Below are 17,414 nucleotides of genomic sequence, written 5' to 3'. Positions count from 1 at the left end.
GTCTTGTGGTTCCTTGGGGCGTGGTGTGCGGGGGTGGGGTCCGGGGGGGGGCCGTGACGGCCCCGCCGCGGAAGAGGTGGCGCGCCGCGGCCACCAAGCCGACTACTTCTGTTTCGTCGACTCGTCTTCGGGGGTCGGGGTGGTCGTGGGGGCGAGCGCCGCGACGGCCGCGGCTTCCGCGACGAGGCCCGCACGGTACCGCTCGAGGTAGGCGGCGAAGCCCGCGACGTCGGATGCCTCCGGCTCGACGACCTCGACGGCCGACCCCGCGAACACCCGGTGGTCGAGGTACGCGCCGAGCGAGGCATCCCGCTCGTCGTCAGTGCCGTGGCCGCGCTCGCGCAGGTACGCGGCGAGCACCGCGATGCCCCACGCACCGCCCTCGGCGGCCGTCTCGCCGACCGCGACCGGGGCATCGAGCGCCCCGGCGAGCAAGCGCTGCGCCACCCCGGCCGTGCGGAAGATGCCGCCGTGGCCGAACATGCGGTCGAGCTCGACGCCCTCGGCGGAGAGCACGCGCATGCCGAGCGCGAGCGTGCCGTACACGCCGTAGAGCTGCGCGCGCATGAGGTTCGCGAGCGTGAGCCGGCTGTCGGGCGTGCGCACGACCATCGGCCGGCCCTCGTCGAGCCCCGCGATCGGCTCGCCCGCGAGCGTGTTGTACGCGAGCAGTCCGCCGGCGTCGGGCTCGCCCGCGAGCGCCTCGCCGAAGAGCACCTCGAAGACCGCGTCGCGCGCGAGCGGCGCGCCGTCGCGGGTCGCGCCGGCCGCTTCGGCGAAGCGCTCGAAGACGCCCGCCCACGCCGCCAGCTCGGAGGCGCCGTTGTTGCAGTGCACCATCGCGACGGGATCGCCCGCGGGGGTCGTCACCAGGTCGATCTCGTGGTGCGCGCTCGCGAGCGGCCGCTCGAGCACGACCATCGCGAAGATGCTCGTGCCGGCGCTCACGTTGCCCGTGCGCGGTGCGACCGAGTTCGTCGCGACCATGCCCGTGCCCGCGTCGCCCTCGGGCGGGCAGAGCGGCGCGCCCGGTCGCAGCTCGCCCGTCGGGTCGAGCAGCATCGCCCCCTCGGCGGTGAGCTCGCCGGCGTGCTCGCCCGCGCCGAGCACCTCGGGCAGCAGCTCGGCGACCCGCGTACCCGGCCGACGGCCCTCGGCGAGTGCGTCGTAGCGCACGAGGAGGTCGGGGTCGTAACCGCCTGTGGCGGAATCGATCGGGAACATCCCCGAGGCGTCGCCGATTCCCAGCACCTTCCGGCCGGTGAGCCGCCAGTGCACGTAACCGGCGAGGGTGGTCAGGAAGTCGAGCCGCTCGACGTGCGGCTCGGCGTCGATGATCGCCTGGTGCAGGTGCGCGATCGACCAGCGCAGCGGGATGTTGAGGCCGAACGCCGTGCTCAGCTCGGCGGCGGCCGGCCCGGTCGAGGTGTTGCGCCAGGTACGGAACGGCACGAGCAGCCCGCCCTGCTCGTCGAACGCGAGGTAGCCGTGCATCATCGCCGAGACGCCGATCGCGCCGAAGGTCGTCGGCCGCACGCCGTGACGTCGCTCGGCGTCGGCGACGAGTTCCGCGTAGGCGGCGGCGAGACCCGACCAGACCGACTCGAGCGAGTAGCTCCAGCGACGATCCTCGGTGAACTCGTTCTCCCACTCGTGCGAGCCCGTCGCGAGCACCGTGGTGGGGTCGTCGGCGTCGACGAGGCAGGCCTTGATGCGGGTCGAGCCGAGTTCGATGCCGAGCGCGGTGCGCGCCTCGAGGATGGTCGACGGCGAGGCATCCGTGCTCATCGGCGCACCTCGCCGGGCTGACCGTAGACGTGCTGGTAGCGCGCGAAGAGGCGGTCGATCGACTCCTGCGGGAGCGGGATGAGCGGCCCCGCCTCCCGGGCGTGGTGCACCGTGCGCGCGACGTCCTCGAGCATGACGGCGGCCTTGACCGCGTCCTTCGCGTCGGAGCCGATCGTGAACGGCCCGTGGTTCTGCATGAGCACCGCACGCGAGCGGTGGCCGGTGAGGGTCTCGACGATGCCGCGGCCGATCGAGTCGTCGCCGATGATCGCGAACGGACCGACCGGCACCGGGCCGCCGAACTCGTCGGCCATCGCGGTGATCACGCACGGGATCTCCTCGCCGCGTGCCGCCCAGGCGACGGCGAAGGTCGAGTGGGTGTGCACCACTCCCCCGACCTCGGGCATGTTGCGGTAGACGTAGGCGTGCGCGGCCGTGTCGCTCGAGGGGCTGCGGTCGCTGCCCGGCGTGCCGGGCACGACCTCGCCGTCGAGGTTGCACAGGATCATGTTCTCGGGCGAGAGCTCGTCGTACGAGACCCCCGAGGGCTTGATGACGAAGAGGTCGGCTCCCGGCACCCGGCCGGACACGTTGCCGCCCGTCCAGACGACGAGGCCGTAGCGCACGAGTTCGCCATGCAGGCGCGCGACCTCGTCGCGGACACGACTGATCGCGGTCTCGACCTCTGGTTCGTAGTGCCTCGATGCACTCATGCGGGTCGACTCCTCTGTTCTGGCCGGACCACCGGGGTCCCGGCCGGTCTCAACGAGCGGCCATGTTTCGAGACCACCGCACCGAGCCAGCGGCCGTGACCGGTCACTGTGACCGGTCACGGAACAGTGAACCATGAACCGGTGAGCGCGTCAACCCGCTCCGGCTCGTCGCTCAGCGGGGCGGTGCTGCGACCGAGCGGCGAACCATGAGCTCGGGAACGAGCGGCTCGCGGGGCACCTCATCCGCCCCCTCGGCCGCACCGATGAGGGCGTGCACGGCCCGGCGGGCGAGCTCCTCGAAGTCCTGCCGCACGGTCGTGAGGGGAGGCGAGTAGTACGCGGCGTCGGGCACGTCGTCGAAGCCGACCACGCTCATCGCGGCCGGCACGTCGATGCCGGCCTCACGCAGCCCGCTGAGGAGCCCGAGCGCCATCTGGTCGTTCGCGACGAAGACCGCGGTGACTCCGGAGGCGAGCACCGCGCCAGCGGCATCCGCCCCCGAGCCCGCGGTCCAGTCTCCGGCGAACCGGGGTCCGGTCTCGAGCCCGCGTGCGGCGAGCTCCGCCACGAAGCCCGCGGCACGGGACTCGGCCTCGAGCCAGTTCGAAGGGCCCGCGAGGTGCGCGATGCGGCGGTGCCCGGCATCGGCGAGGCATGCGACCGCGAGTCGAGCACCGGCCACCTGGTCGACCGAGAAGCTGTTCGGCTCGTGCCCGGCCGAGTGCAGGGTGACGATCGGGATGCCCGCGTCGAGCGATTCGATCATCTCGAGCGCGCCCCTCGTCGGCGCGACCACGACGAGCCCTTCGACCGACTGCGCCTGCAGGTGCTGCACCGCGGCGGCGACCTGGCCGGGGTCGTCCGATTCGGCGAAGACGGCGCTGACCCAGTAGCCCGCGGCCCGAGCCGCCTGCTCGACCGCCGCGATGCTGCGCGATGGGCCGTACTGCAGTGCGTCCGAGGCGAGTACGCCGATGGTACGCGACCGGTTCGTGCCGAGCGCGCGGGCGGCGTTGTTCATGCGGTACCCGAGCTCGCGCATGGCGTCGAGCACCCGCTGCTTCGTCTCGTCGGCGACATCGGGATGGTCGTTCAGCACACGCGACACGGTCTGCCGCGACACACCGGCGCGGGAGGCCACCTCGCGCACGCCGACCGGGCGGGCACGCGCGCGGTCGGCGCCGGATACCTCGGGGCTCGCCTCGCTCACCGCATCACACCTCCACCGCCCGAGTGTACGGCGGGCGGGGCCGGGCATGCGGCGGGCAGACCCGAGTGCGCGGCGGCGAGACCGCGCGTGCCGCCGCGGAGGCAGCCGCGCACACGGGCGACCGGCCGCTCACGCGAATGCGGCGAGGGCGAGGACGGCGCCGGTGACGGTGAGGGGCGCCACGACGAGTCCGAGCGCAGCGAATCTCAGCCACGAGATCTGGACGCCCATCGCGACCAGCCGGTGGTGCCACAGGAGCGTCGCCAGCGATGCCCATGGCGTGATCAGTGCGCCGGCGTTCACTCCGATGAGGAGGGCCGCGGTGCGCAACGGGCTGTCGGCGAACGGCTCGAGCGCGAGGTAGGCCGGAAGGTTGTCGAACGCATTCGCGCTCAATCCTGCGACCCCGGCGAGGCGCAGGAGCTCGATCGGGCCTTCCCCGCCGCCGGCGAGCGAGGCGAGGACCTCGGTGAGACGGAGCTCATGGGCGGCCTCCATGGCGAGGAAGAGCCCGGCGACGAACACCACGAGCCGCCAGGGCACCAGCGCGGGGCGGACCACGGCCGGTCGGCGCACGAGGAAGACGACCACCAGGACCGCTGCGGCGGCGGTCGCCGGAATCCACACCTCGACGCCCGACACGAGCAAGGGGACGAGCAGGACGAGCACGATCGACGCGATCGTCAAGAGCACGCGGTCTCGGGGCGGTGCGGGCTCGTCGGGCACGAACCGAGTGTTGAGCTGCCTCCGACGCGTGGCGAGGAGGAACCCGGCGGGCACGAGGATCCCGACGAGGGTCGGGGCCCACATGAGCGCCGCGAATCCGATCGGGTGCAGTTCGAGGCGCTGGGCGGCGAGCAGGTTGGTGAGGTTCGACACCGGGAGCAGGAGCGAGGTCGTGTTCGCGAGCCAGACGGTCGTCAGCGCGAACGGGATGGGCGAGATGCGGGCGTGCGCCGCGACCGCGACGACGACGGGCGTCAGCAGGACGGCCGTCGTGTCGAGCGAGAGGAAGATCGTCGACGCGGTGGCGGCCGCGACCACGAGCAGCCACAGCACGATCGCCCGGCCGCGGGCGAATCGGGCGAGCCGCTGCGCCATCGCACGGAAGACCCCGGCCTCGGCCGCGAGTTCCGCGACGATCGTCATCGCGACGACGAAACCCAGGATGGGCGCCGATCGAACGGCGAGTGCGCCGACTGCGTCGAGTGGGAGGACACCGCCGACCATCGCCGCGATTCCGAGGACGACGAGAACGACCCCCACGACTGCAATCCGCACGAGGAGAGGGTAGCCGACTCCCGGAGCGGCGCCCGCCACCGCCTTGGGCGGCCGAAGGTCCGCCTCGGCGACGGTCGCGTCGGCGACGGGCACGCGCGAACGGGCCGGACCGCCGGGGCCCGGCCCGTTCGCGTGCGATCAGCCGCGAGGTTTCGAGGGCGGCGTGGCCGGAGTCGCCCGCGCGACGCGCGGGCTCGCCACGACCGGCTCGGATGCCTCGGAGGTGCCGTGCTCATTGGTCGCCGTCACCACGACGGTGTAGTCGACGCCGTTGCGCAGGCCGGTGAGGGTCGCGGCCGGCTCCGTGGTCTCGACGACGACGGGCACCGCCTGCTTCGACTTGCCACCGGTGACCACGGGTGTCGCCGTCACGCGGTACGAGGTGATCTCCGAGTGGCCGTCGCTCGCGGGCGCCTGCCAGGTCACCTTCGCACTGGCATCGCCGGAGACGACGGCGACGGCCTGCGGCGCGGTGGGCGCCGTCGGCTGCAGGGCCGCGAACGCCCAGTTGTCGACCTCGACGAGGTCGGTGTCGGCGTCGAGGCCGTCGGGAGCGGCGAACACGAAGAACACGTCGTGGGTGCCGCTCGCGCCGTCGACGTCGGCCGTCACCGTGGTCCACTCGCCGACCTCGCCCTCGACGGGGATCTCGGCGACGACCTGGCCGTCGGCGTCGTCGAGGCGCACCTGGATGCTCCCGCCCTCGACCAGCGGCTTGACCTCGGCCGACACCGAGGTGGCTCCTGAGCCGAAGTCGACGCCCGAGAGGCCGGCGAAGTCGCCGTCGTCGATCCGCGACAGCACCATGTTGCCGTTGCCGTTGTGCTCCGGGAACTCGGCCGAGGGGACGTCGGTCTTGGCCGTGCCGATGCCGAGCTGCCAGGCGAGGGTCTCGGCCTCGAACGTGCGATACGGGTCGAAGGACTCGACCTGCTCCACCCCTGTGCGGGTGCCCGTGATCGGCTTGATCGTGCCGTCGGCGTTGAACTCGAGCTTGTCGATGTGCACCGAGCGGTAGCCCTGGGTCGCACCCGGGGTGCCGAGCGCAGCGGCCCACGCCGCCCCGCGCGTCTGCGCGTGGTAGGTGAAGTACGTCTCGCCCTTGTAGGTGAACATGTCCGAGTGGTTGTTGCCGCCGTTGCCCGCACCGAAGAACGTGCCCTGGTTCTGGAACGCGACGCCGGCGTACTTCGCGGCGGGCAGGTCCATCGGGTCGTCCGTCATCATGTAGGCGATGGCGCCCCGAGAGGGGTACTGCCCCGGCACCTCGTTCACCTGGAAGTTCGACGAGTACGAGTAGTAGTACTTGTCGCCGTGCTTGAACATGCTCGAGGCCTCGAACATGCCGGGTCCGTCGATCTCGACCGGGTCGCCGTCGAGGGTGACCATGTCGTCCTTCAGCTTCGCCACGCGGGTCGACTTCGGGTTCTGCGGCCCCTGGATGTTCGGCGCGGTGCCGATCTGCGAGTTCCCGCCGAAGTACAGGTAGCCCTGCCCGTCGTCGTCGATGAAGACCTCGGGGTCGAAGAGCCACATGCCGGCCGGGAACCCGCCGCTCGCGATGTAGTCCTGCGAGACGGTGTCGGGGATGATCTTCTTGCCGAGCGGGTCGGTCCACGGCCCGAGCGGCGAGCCGCCGACGACCACCGCGGTGCCGGTTCCGCTGTCGCAGAAGTAGAGGTAGACCTTGCCGTCCTTCTCGATGGCCGCCGGAGCCCAGGAGTTGCGGGCCCACGGGGCGGCGCCGCCCTCACGGGCGACCGGGACGGCGCCGTGGTCGACCCAGTTGACCATGTCGCTCGTCGACATGACGTTCAGCCGGGTGATGCCGCCGTAGCCGTTCGACTGCGTCGGCAGGCCGTTCGCGTCCTTGCTGTTGAGCTCGTACTGCTGGGTGTCGTCGGTCGAGTAGATGTAGAGCCGCCCGTTGTACACGAGGTGGTGCGGGTCTGCGCCGAACTTGTGGCCGACCAGCGGGTTGTGGTCGCCGACCGGCTTCGTCTGCACCTTCTCGAGGCTCGTGTACTCCGGAGCCGGCGGGGCATCGGCGATCTTGATCAGCGAGACGTCGTCGACCTTGAAGTCCTGCAGCGCGTTCGCTCCCCACGGCGTCTCGACGAAGAGCCAGTTCGCCGCGGCATGCTTCGCCTCCGCCGTGAACTCGCGCGAGAAGGTGCCCCACTCGCCGCGGGTGAAGCTCTGGCCGTAGTCGGCGCAGCCGTTGAAGTTCGAGGGGCAGAAGGTGAAGTTGAACTGCTGGGTGTCGTTGCCCTGCTCGTACTTCAGCTTGCCGCTCATGCGGTAGGTCGCCCCGACCTCGAGCTTGCCCGTGACGTCGGCGAACGGACCCGACTGCGTGTTGGCGCGGCCGGTGACCTGCAGGGAGTTGGCACCGCTCGCGGCATCCGTGCTGAGCGCGAGCGTGCCGCCGCGCACGCTGCTCCACCCCGTGAAGCCGTCGACGAAGCGACCGTCGGGAAGAAGATTGCCCGCGACGGCGGGCGGCTCTTCGATCGCCGGTCCTGACCCGCCCTCGGTCGTGAGCGACACGTCGTCGATGACGAACGTCTGGATGTCGGTGTTCCACGGGGTCTCGACGAAGAGGATGTCGTAGTCGGCCGAGAGGGGCGTGAACGCCTTCTCGATGGTGGTCCACTGGCCCGCCGTCACCGCCGCGGAGGCCACGACGTCGCAGCGGCTCCGCGATGCCGTGCAGAGCACGACGTTGAAGTTCTGGGATGCCCGCCCGGCGTCGAACTTGACGGCGAGGCTCAGATCGTAGGACCTGTCGGTCTCGAGCAGGCCGGTGACCGTCGCCGCAGGGCCGGACTGGAAGCTCGTCCGTCCGCTGATGGCGAGCGCCTTCGCACCCGACTTGGCGTCGTCGCTCTCCGAGAGCGTCCCGCCGAGCGGGGCCGACCATCCGACGATGCCGGTCTCGAACGTACCGTTCTCGATGATGTCCGTCGTTGCGCCGTATGCGCCGCCTCCCACGCTGAGCACGGAGGCGACCAGGGCGCCGATGCCGAGCGTCGCGGCGAACGCCCGGGCAGGGCGGCCGCGTCCGCGGCCCGCGAGTCGTTCATGTCGTTTCACGTCTTGTCTCCTTTGATTCGATCGCGATGAGCTCCGCCCGCCTCGCGCTGCGGACGCCGGAACACCGGCGCGACGCAACGTCTGGACACGATGGCAGAGCTCGATGGAGCTGCCGGCGGCAGTCGGTTCACGTGAACCGACTGCGGCCGGCCCCAATCGGGCTTGTGGGTGTGCGGGGAGGTGCCGTCGACGAGATCGCCGGGAACCGAGCGTGTCGGCTACGTCCGCCGGCGCATGAGCACGAGGCGCTGCAGGAGCACGAACACGAGCAGGATGCCGCCGGTGATGATCGTCGTCATCTCGGGCGGGATGCCGCCGTCGCGGGTGATGAGCACGTTCATCAGCCCGAGCACGAGGGCTCCGACGACCGAGCCCAGCACGTAGCCGTAGCCGCCCGTGAGCAGTGTGCCGCCGATGACGGTCGCGGCGATCGCGTCGAGCTCCCACCCGATGCCGGTGATGTTCTGCGCGATGCCGAGGCGCGAGGTGTACACGACCGCCGAGACGCCCGCGAGCGTCCCGCTGATGACGTACACGAGCACCTTCGTGCGCGGCACCGCGAGGCCCATGAGCGACGACGAGCTCTCCGAGCCGCCGATCGCGTAGACGGTGCGGCCCGTGCGGGTGCGGTGGAGCACGAAGAACGCGACGATGACGACCAGCACGGCGATGATGACGCCCGGCGTGATGACGACGTCGTTCACCTTCTCGCCGTCGATGACCTTGAACTGCTCGCCGAGCCAGAGGATCGGCGAGTCGTCGGCGAGCCGCTCGGGCCTCGTGCTGAGCAGCGATGCGAGGCCGCGCCCCAGGAACATCATGGCGAGCGTCGCGATGAACGGCTGCACGTTGAAGTACTGGATGAGGATGCCGCTCGCGAGGCCGAACGCGGTGCCGATGAGGATCATCAGCACGATCACGACCCACGGGTTCCATCCCGCGTTCGAGAGCATGACGCCTGCGACGCTCGACAGCGCGATCACCGAGCCGACCGACAGGTCGATGCCGCCGGTGAGGATCACGAACGTCATCGCCACCGCGAGGATGATGAGGTGCGCGTTGTTGATGAGCAGGTTCGACAGGGTGTTGTACTGCACGATGCGCCCGTAGGCCACCTCGCCGTAGATCACCATGCCGATGAAGATCACGATGGCCGCGGCTGTCGGCAGCACCGACGGGTTCGACGCGACGACGCGCTTCACGCGTTCCCACAGTCGCGAGTGCGGGGATGCCTCGACCTGGGGCTCGAGGCGGGGGGACTGCAGTGCGGTCATGCCGACACCTCTTCTCTCGCGGCGACGGCGTTCGGAACGGGTCGCTCCTTCGGAGGCTTCCGACGCTGTACGAACCAGCCGCGCACCCGGTCGGACTGCAGCAGGCAGAGCACGACGATGACGATCGCCTTGAACGCCGGCGTCGCCGACGACGAGACGCCGAGGAAGACGACGGTCTTGTCGAGCGTCGCGATGAGCAGCGCGCCGACCACTGCGCCGCCGATCGAGAACTTGCCGCCCGACAGGGACGTGCCGCCGATGACGACCGCGAGGATCGCGTCGAGCTCCATCTGGTAGCCGGTTCGCGAGACGTCCACCGTCATCACGGTGCCGACCGACATGATGCCGGCGATACCGGCGAGCACGGCGCTCAGCACGTAGACGGTCAGCAGCAGTCCGCTCGGTCGGATGCCGGCCATGCGGCTCGCCTTGGGGTTGATGCCGATCGCCTCGATCATGAGGCCGAGGGCGCTGCGGCGGACCACGAGCCCGACGAGCCCGACGATCGCGAGTGCGAGGAGGAACACCACGGGGAGGCCGACGATGAAGCCGTTCGCGAGCCAGCGGAACGGATCGTTCGTCGCCGACGTGTTCTGCCCCTCCGTGATCACCTTCGCGATGCCCCGCCCTGCGAGCATCATGATGAGGGTCGAGATGAACGGCTGCAGGCCGATGTAGGCGACGAGCACGCCGTTCACGACGCCGAGCACGGCGCTCACGGCGAGCGCGAGCCCGATGGCGCCGAGGGCGACGCCGAGGGAACCCGACTGTCCGGCGTCCTTCATGAACACCATCGCGACCGCGCCGGAGACCGCCATCACCGATCCGACCGAGAGGTCGATGCCACCGGTGGCGATCACGAGCGACATGCCCACCGCGATCATGAGGATCGGCGCCGAGGCGCGGAGGATGTCGACGAGGTTGCCGACCAGGTTGCCGTTGTCGGGGTTGACCGAGATCGCCAGGTACGTCGGGTCCTTCATGACGTTGAGCAGCAGGAGGGCGATGATCGCCACCACGCCCCAGAAGAACGGCTTGCGCACGAGGTCGTGCAGCCAGGTGGATCGAGCGGCGGTGCTCATGAGTGTTCCTCCGTCAGCTCGGGCAGTTGCCCGTCGTCGGTCGAGGCGGTCGGGTGCGCGTCGTCCTCGGCATCGATGATGCCACTGCGAGCGGCGGCGTCGACCCCGTGCGCGGCGATGACGTCGACGACCTGTTGCGCCGTCACGTCGGGGCCGTTCACGATCTCGCCGATCTTCTGGTGATCCTTCAGGACCACGATGCGTTCGCTGAGTCGCACGACCTCTTCGAGCTCCGAGGAGATGAACACGACCGAGACGCCGTCTTCGGCGAGCCGGGCGACGGCCTCCTGGATCTCGGCCTTCGCGCCGACGTCGATGCCCCGCGTGGGCTCGTCGAGGATGAGCAGGTCGGGCTTCGTGGCGAGCCACCGGCCGAGCAGCACCTTCTGCTGGTTGCCGCCCGAGAGGTTCTTGATGAGGCGGTTCGGGTCGGCGGGCCGCACGTTGAGCGCGCTGACGTATCGGTCGACGATCTCGTCCTGCTCCTTGCGCGACATCGGGCGCGCCCAGCCGCGCTCGGCCTGCACCGCGAGGATCATGTTCTCGCGGATCGTGAGATCGCCGATGATGCCCTCATCGCGCCGGTTCTCGGTCGAGAAGGCGATGCGCCTGCCGAGGCCGTCGGCGGGATTCTTGATGTCGACGTGCTCGCCCCGCAGCGTGATGGAGCCCTCGTCGAGGCGGTCCGCGCCGTAGAGCAGTCGGGCGAGCTCGGTGCGGCCCGACCCGAGGAGGCCTGCGAACCCGACGACCTCGCCGGGGTGGATGTCGAGGTCGGTCGGTTCGATCGAACCGCGACGGCCGATCCCCTTCGCTGCGAGCAGCGGCTCCTCCGCCGCGTAGTCGCGCTCCTCGACGCGGCGGTTGCCTCCGAGAGAGGAGAGCACGTTCAGGTCCCTGCCGATCATCGTCGAGATGAGTGCGTGCCGGTCGAGCTCTCGCGCGAGGTACTCGCCCTCGTAGCGGCCGTTGCGCAGGATCGTGATGCGATCGCTGATCGCGTAGACCTGATCGAGGAAGTGCGAGACGAAGAGGATGGCGACGCCCTCGTCGCGCAGGGTCCGCATGACGCGGAAGAGGCCCTCGACCTCTGCCGCATCGAGGCTCGAGGTCGGCTCGTCGAGGATGAGGACCTTCGCCTTGATCGCCATCGCGCGGCTGATCGCGACGAGCTGCTGCATGGCGATGGACAGCGTGGAGAGGGGCTTGTGGGTGTCGAGGTGCCCGAGTCCGAGCCGGGCGAGCGCCTCGGTCGCGGCCGTGTGGGTGGCCTTCCAGTTGACGCCGAACGTGCCGCGCACCTCGTGCCCGAGCATGACGTTCTCGCCGATCGTGAGGTTGGTGACCAGGTTCACCTCCTGGTACACGGTCGAGATGCCCGCATGCTGCGCATCCGCCGTGCCGTTGAACTGGCGTTCCTGGCCGGCGACGACGATCGAACCGCCGTCGATCCGGTAGACGCCCGTGAGCGCCTTGATGAGCGTCGACTTGCCGGCGCCGTTCTCGCCCATCAGCGCATGGACTTCGCCCTGGAAGAGGCGGAAGTCGACCCCGTCCAGCGCTTTGACGCCCGGGAACTCGATCGAGATGTCGCGCATCTCGACGATGGGCAGTGCTTCAGTCATTACGTTCGCATCCTGTACCCGGCCGCAGCGGCCGACGTCTCGGTGGGCAGCGGTGCGGGGCCGCCATCGGGCTGACCCCGCACCGCATGTGCAGCGCGCCGAGGGAGACGGCGCCGTCGGCTGGTCAGTACTTGCGGTCGGCGAGGACGGCCTGGGCCGCCTCGGGCGAGTCGAACGCCTCGCTCGGCACGATGATGTACGACTCGACCGAGTCGCCCGCGAGGGTCTTCTCCACGACGTCGAGCGCGGTCTCGCCGAACAGCGGGTTGTACTCGTGCACGTAGCTCAGCTGGCCGTTCGCGAGCGCTTCCATGGCTGCGGCGGTGCCGTCGATCGTGGCGATCTTGACGTCGACGCCGGGCTTCAGGCCGGCCTCTTCGACGGCCTGCGCAGCGCCGAGGCCCATCTCGTCGTTCTGCGCGAAGATCAGCTGGATGTCGTTGCCGTTCGCCTTGAGCAGCGTCTCGGTGACGCTCTTGCCCTCCTCGGCCGACCAGTTGGCGGTCTGCGCGGCGACCTCGACGAGCTTCGAGCCGTCGACCGAGGCGTCCCAGCCCTCGTTGCGCTCGTTCACGACGCCGACGCCGGCCGGGCCCTCGAGCGTGATGTAGTTGCCGCCGTCCGGGAACGTCGCGACCGCCCAGGCGCCGACCTCCTTCGCGACCTCGACGTTGTCCGGTGCGATGCGGGTCACGTACAGGCTCGTGTCGTCGGGCTCGATGCCGCGGTCGAGCAGGATCACGGGGATCTCGGCTTCCTGTGCGCGGGAGAGCGAGTCCTCCCAGCCGGACGCCTCGGTGGCCGAGAGCAGGATGACGTCGACGCCCTCGTCGACGAACGACGTGAACGCGTCGATCTGCGACTTCTGGTCGAGGTTGGTGGCCGGAGCGTACTTCAGGTCGAAGCCGGCGTCCTTCGTGAACGTCTCCTGGATGTTCTTCTCGTTGGCTTCGCGCCACGCCCCTTCGGGGCCGACGGCGACGAAGCCGACGGTGGTGAGGTCGTCGTCGCCGGCCTCCGCGCTGCCGCCGCCGCTCGAGCAGGCCGCGAGGCCGATGCTGATCGCGCCGACGGCCGCCAGGCCGAGGAACTTCGTGAATCGCCTCTGAACTGACATGAGATCTCCTCCTTGAGACCCGGCACCGATGCGCCGGCTAGCTCCCCGCTCGCGCGGGATTTCGAGTGATTGCAGCGACGCTCGATGCGTGGCCACGCGGCGATGTTACCGGGAACAGAAACGTCCGCGCAATACAAAATGTTCCCGGGAACATAACGTTCTGGACACACGTCGGAAATCGAGCGGCAGGCTGGGGTTACGCGTCGTCGTCGGTGTCGGCCGCGATCATCTCGATGATCGTGTCGACGCTGAGCCCCGGGCCGTTGCTCACCTCGCCGATCTTGCGGCGGTCCTTGAGGATCACGATGCGATCGCTCAACCGCACCACCTCGTCGAGCTCGGACGAGATGAAGACGACGGCGACCCCCTCGCGCGCCAGCTCGGCGACGACGGTCTGGAGCTCGACCTTCGCCGCGATGTCGACACCGCGGGTCGGTTCGTCGAGCACGAGCACGTGCGGCCGCGTGGCGAGCCATCTCGCGAGCAGCACCTTCTGCTGGTTGCCGCCCGAGAGCTGCCGCGCGGGCGCATCCGGCCCCGGGGCGACGATGGCGAGCGACTCCATGAACCGATCGACGAGCGCATCCCGCTCCGCGCGCGAGATCGGCCTCGCCCAGCCGCGGATGCCCTGCAGCGCGAGGATGATGTTCTCGCGCACGCTGAGCTCTTCGATGATGCCGCCGTCCCGGCGGTCCTCGCTCGCGAACGCGACACGGCGGCGAAGGGCCGCTGCCGGGTTCGGCAGGGCGGCCTCCCGCCCGTCCACGCGGATCGTGCCCGAGTCCCGCCGGACGACCCCCGCGAGCAGCTGCCCGAGCTCGCTGCGACCGGAGCCGCGCAGGCCGCCCAGTCCGACGATCTCACCCCGGTGCAGCTCGAGGTCGGTCGGCGCGAACTCGCCGCGCCGCCCGACGCCGGCTGCCTGGTAGAGGGGCTCCCCGGTCGGGTCGGCGCGGTGCGCGCGCCGCTCCGATCCGATGCGCCGCAACTCCGTGAGGTCCTTGCCGATCATCTTCGAGATCAGCACGGCGCGATCGAGCTCGCGTGTCGGGTACTCGCCCTGACCGCGCCCGTCGCGCAGCACGGTGATGCGATCGCTGATCGCATAGACCTGTTCGAGGAAGTGCGAGACGAACAGGATGGCCACGCCCTGGTCGCGCAGCCTGCGCAGCGCGCGGAAGAGCGTCGCGACCTCGTCGGCGTCGAGGCTCGACGTGGGTTCGTCGAGCACGAGCACCTTGGGGTGGGTCACCATCGCTCGCGCGATGGCGACGAGCTGCTGCATCGCCGGCGCGAGCGTCGCGACGGCGCTGCGCGGGTCGAGGCCCCCCAAGCCGAGTTCTTCGAGCACCGACACGGCACGCCGCCGGGTCGCGCCCCAGGCGATGCCGTACCAGCGGCGCTCCTCGTGGCCGATCATGACGTTCTCGGCGACGGAGAGGTTGACGCAGAGGTCGACGTCCTGGAACGCCGCGGCGATCCCGGCGGATTCCGCCGCACCGGGTCCGGCGAGCGAAACGCTCTCCCCCGCGATCCTCACTTCACCGGCGCCGATGCGGTACGCGCCGGTCAGCGCCTTGACGAGCGACGACTTACCGGCGCCGTTGCCGCCCATGAGCGCATGCACCTCGCCCGGGTAGAGCCGCAGATCGACCTCATGCAGCACCGGCCTCCCCTCGATCTCTACCGTGACGCCGATCATCTCGACGACGGGCCGCTCGTCGGCGACCCGCGACGGCGAGGCATCCGTCGCGGTCATGTCGACCTCGGCGGCGCGGTCGACGACCGAACGACCAGTTCGCTCGCGATCTTCGAGCGCTGCGGTATCTCTCGCCCCTCGAGCGCAGCCCGGAGCACCTCCATCGCCTTGGTGCCGAGTGCGTGGAAGTCCTGCCTGACGGTCGTCAGCGGTGGGATGAAGTGGCGGGAGAACGGCAGGTCGTCGAAGCCGACGACGCTGACGTCGTCGGGCACGCGGATGCCGCGGTCGTGGAAGCCGTGCACGACCCCGAGCGCCATCTCGTCGTTCGCGACGAACATCGCGGTGTAGTCGGGCACCCCCTTCAGCCCGGCCGCGTACTCGTAGCCGAAGTCGGCCGTCCAGTCGCCGACGACGATCGGGCGCGCCTTGAGTCCCCATTCCTCGATGCGGGTGTGGAACGCACGCTCGCGGCCACGGGCGTCGAGCCAGTCGAGCGGGCCGGCGAGATGCAGGATGTCGCGGTGGCCGAGCGACACGAGGTGATCGACGGCGAGCATCGTTCCAAGCTGCTGGTCGACGCTGACCGTGAGGAAGGTCGGATCCTTCGCGGCCTTGACGACGAGCACCGGCACGTCGATCGAGATGCTGCGCAGCGCCGTCACCGACGAGGAGCGCGGGGCCACGACGCACAGCGCGTCGACGCCCTCCGCGATGAGGTGGCCGACGGCCGCCTCGGGGGTGAGGTTCGCGTCGTCCTGCATCGCGACGGAGGTCACGGAGTAGCCGCTCGACCGGGCCGCGAGCTCGAGTCCGCGCAACGTGCTCGTCGGCCCGAACTCGACCGCGCTGTCGACGATGACGCCGATGCGCTGGGTGCGCTGGGTCGCGAGGGCCCGGGCTGCGCTGTTCGGCTTGAAATCGAGCTCGCGCACGACATCGAGCACGCGCTGGCGGGTCGACGGCCGAATCCCGGGATGCCCGTTGAGCACTCGCGAGACCGTCATGTGCGATACCCCGGCGAGCGCGGCGACCTCGCGGATGCCGAGCTTCTCGGGGCGCTCACCTACCTCGATGCCGCTCACCACCGATCTCCTGCCTCGGGAGCGCAGATGCGCCGGACCTCGGCCGCGCATCCGCGAGCCGACGGGACCAGACTATTCGCTCCGTCCATCCCGCACACCGTGCGGGATGGACGGTTGCCGGAGGTGTCGCAGGACTCGGCAGGGCGGTTCAGAGCCCGAGCCGCTCCAGGTAGGAGTTCACGAAGCGGCGCTCGGGATCGAAGCGCTCCCGCAGTACGGCGAAGTCGCGCCAGCGCGGGTACCGGCTGGCCACCTCCTCGCCGGGCAGCGCGAAGAGCTTGCCCCAGTGGGGACGCGCGGTCGCCGGCAGGGCCGCCTCGATCCGCGGCAGCAGCGCCTCGACGGCCGCCTGCTCGCGCCGCCACGTGAAGTGGATGCCGACGGCGTCGACCCCGTACGACGAGCTCAGCCACAGGCGGTCGGCCGCGACGGTGCGGATCTCGCACACGTGGAGGAGCGGCGCGACGCGGTCGGCGAGCGAGCGCACGGCCGCGATCGCGGCGACCGCGTCACGGCGCGGCACGAGGTACTCCGACTGCAGCTCCTCTCCCGCGGAGGGCGTGAATGCGAGCCGGAAGTGCGGCAGCCGCTCGTGCCACGGGCCGGGCGCCCCGAGCTGCTCGGTCGTCGCTCGCGCGTCACCGCCCGGCACGGGATGGCGTGGCGCTGCGGCGGCCGTCGCCCCGAGCGTGCCGGCGATGAACGCGGATGCCTCGCCGTCGGCACCCGGCCCCGAGGCATCCGCTCGCTGCTTGAGCCAGAGCAGGTCGGCCCGGTCGGTGCGCTGCCATGTCGTGAAGACGCTGACGCTCGTCGCGAGCGAGGTGACCCGGTCGAACCCGTCGAGCACGGCGTCCCACCGCGGCCCGTCGAAGACGTGCTGCGCGACCGCGTACGCCGGCTCGACGTCGAGTTCGAGGGCGACGACCACGCCGAGGGCGCCGAGGTTCACGACCACGCCCTCGAAGTCGGCGTCGCCGCGCCGAAGGCTCCGGACCTCGCCGTCGCCGCCGACGATCGCGATCGCGCGCACGGCGCTCGCGAGGGAACCGAGCCGGTCGCCCGAGCCGTGGGTGCCGGTCGCGATCGCACCCGCGACCGAGATGTGCGGCAGCGAGGCGAGGGTCGCGAGGGCGAGCCCGCGCGCGTGCAGCGCCTCGGCGAGTGCGCCGTAGCGCAGTCCGCCCGAGATGCGCACCGCCCCGGGCGCGCTGCCGGCATCGACCTCGACCGGCAGCCCGTCGGTCTCGATGTGGGTGCCGGCCGTGTCGGCGAGGTCGTTGAAGCTGTGCCGCGAGCCGAGCGCGCGGAACCGGTCGCCGCCCACCCAGCCCGGGTCGGCGAGGAGATTCTGGAGCTCGGCGACCGAGCGGGGTCGCACGACCCGGCTCGCTCGATATCCGAGGTTGCCGGCCCAGTTCCGCCGGCCCCCACTGGTGCGCAT

12 protein-coding genes are annotated in these 17,414 nt (G+C 70.6%); all 12 read right to left on the bottom strand.

Features of this window, described 5'->3' with window-relative positions; translation table 11 throughout:
• Positions 1-102 precede the first annotated feature (102 nt).
• A complete protein-coding gene (locus tag ACWGPE_RS01290; protein ID WP_231428989.1) occupies positions 103-1,788 on the bottom strand; it encodes a xylulokinase in 1,686 nt (561 codons plus the stop codon).
• Positions 1,785-2,501, bottom strand: coding sequence for an L-ribulose-5-phosphate 4-epimerase (locus ACWGPE_RS01285; protein ID WP_452047932.1), 717 nt, complete (start codon positions 2,499-2,501; stop codon positions 1,785-1,787). Before ACWGPE_RS01285 ends, ACWGPE_RS01290 begins: the two co-directional genes overlap by 4 nt.
• Positions 2,502-2,673: 172 nt before the next feature.
• Entirely contained in the window at positions 2,674-3,711 is a 1,038-nt protein-coding gene (locus ACWGPE_RS01280) for a LacI family DNA-binding transcriptional regulator (protein WP_231428991.1), read from the bottom strand.
• A gap of 129 nt (positions 3,712-3,840) precedes the next feature.
• Positions 3,841-4,992 carry an SLC13 family permease gene (locus tag ACWGPE_RS01275; protein WP_231432200.1) on the bottom strand — a complete coding sequence of 384 codons (1,152 nt, stop codon included), beginning with the start codon at positions 4,990-4,992 and terminating at the stop codon, positions 3,841-3,843.
• Positions 4,993-5,130: 138 nt separating this feature from the next.
• Positions 5,131-8,088 (bottom strand): carbohydrate binding domain-containing protein, encoded by a 2,958-nt coding sequence (locus ACWGPE_RS01270; RefSeq protein ID WP_452047931.1) that lies wholly within the window; start codon positions 8,086-8,088, stop codon positions 5,131-5,133.
• Between the two features lie 218 nt (positions 8,089-8,306).
• Complete coding sequence (locus ACWGPE_RS01265) at positions 8,307-9,362, bottom strand: ABC transporter permease (RefSeq protein ID WP_275506047.1); 1,056 nt, start codon at positions 9,360-9,362, stop codon at positions 8,307-8,309.
• Positions 9,359-10,444: an ABC transporter permease gene (locus ACWGPE_RS01260; protein ID WP_452047930.1), complete on the bottom strand. Its 1,086-nt coding sequence runs from the start codon at positions 10,442-10,444 to the stop codon at positions 9,359-9,361. The genes ACWGPE_RS01265 and ACWGPE_RS01260 overlap by 4 nt, the downstream gene beginning before the upstream one ends.
• The gene (locus ACWGPE_RS01255; protein WP_452047929.1) at positions 10,441-12,069 is read right to left on the bottom strand and encodes a sugar ABC transporter ATP-binding protein; all 1,629 of its coding nucleotides are present in this window, start codon (positions 12,067-12,069) and stop codon (positions 10,441-10,443) included. Before ACWGPE_RS01255 ends, ACWGPE_RS01260 begins: the two co-directional genes overlap by 4 nt.
• A gap of 124 nt (positions 12,070-12,193) precedes the next feature.
• On the bottom strand, positions 12,194-13,186 hold the full coding sequence (locus ACWGPE_RS01250) for an ABC transporter substrate-binding protein (protein ID WP_452047928.1): 993 nt from the start codon (positions 13,184-13,186) through the stop codon (positions 12,194-12,196).
• A 196-nt stretch (positions 13,187-13,382) separates the two neighbouring features.
• A complete protein-coding gene (locus ACWGPE_RS01245; RefSeq protein WP_452047927.1) occupies positions 13,383-14,945 on the bottom strand; it encodes a sugar ABC transporter ATP-binding protein in 1,563 nt (520 codons plus the stop codon).
• Positions 14,942-15,970, bottom strand: coding sequence for a LacI family DNA-binding transcriptional regulator (locus tag ACWGPE_RS01240; RefSeq protein WP_231428998.1), 1,029 nt, complete (start codon positions 15,968-15,970; stop codon positions 14,942-14,944). Before ACWGPE_RS01240 ends, ACWGPE_RS01245 begins: the two co-directional genes overlap by 4 nt.
• A gap of 148 nt (positions 15,971-16,118) precedes the next feature.
• Positions 16,119-17,414 carry a D-arabinono-1,4-lactone oxidase gene (locus tag ACWGPE_RS01235; protein ID WP_452047926.1) on the bottom strand — a complete coding sequence of 432 codons (1,296 nt, stop codon included), beginning with the start codon at positions 17,412-17,414 and terminating at the stop codon, positions 16,119-16,121.

It is taken from the genome of Agromyces sp. NPDC055658, assembly GCF_053618155.1.
The sequence above is the reverse complement of the archived record's forward strand: the minus strand, read 5'-3'. Positions and strand labels throughout refer to the sequence as shown.

Excerpts from the sequence above, each read along its gene's own strand:
- ACWGPE_RS01260 (WP_452047930.1), bottom strand. The coding sequence starts at position 10,444 with ATGAGCACCGCCGCTCGATCCACCTGGCTGCACGACCTCGTGCGCAAG.
- ACWGPE_RS01290 (WP_231428989.1), bottom strand. The coding sequence starts at position 1,788 with ATGAGCACGGATGCCTCGCCGTCGACCATCCTCGAGGCGCGCACCGCG.
- ACWGPE_RS01250 (WP_452047928.1), bottom strand. The coding sequence starts at position 13,186 with ATGTCAGTTCAGAGGCGATTCACGAAGTTCCTCGGCCTGGCGGCCGTC.
- ACWGPE_RS01255 (WP_452047929.1), bottom strand. The coding sequence starts at position 12,069 with ATGACTGAAGCACTGCCCATCGTCGAGATGCGCGACATCTCGATCGAG.
- ACWGPE_RS01235 (WP_452047926.1), bottom strand. The coding sequence starts at position 17,414 with ATGCGCACCAGTGGGGGCCGGCGGAACTGGGCCGGCAACCTCGGATAT.
- ACWGPE_RS01285 (WP_452047932.1), bottom strand. The coding sequence starts at position 2,501 with ATGAGTGCATCGAGGCACTACGAACCAGAGGTCGAGACCGCGATCAGT.
- ACWGPE_RS01245 (WP_452047927.1), bottom strand. The coding sequence starts at position 14,945 with ATGACCGCGACGGATGCCTCGCCGTCGCGGGTCGCCGACGAGCGGCCC.
- ACWGPE_RS01265 (WP_275506047.1), bottom strand. The coding sequence starts at position 9,362 with ATGACCGCACTGCAGTCCCCCCGCCTCGAGCCCCAGGTCGAGGCATCC.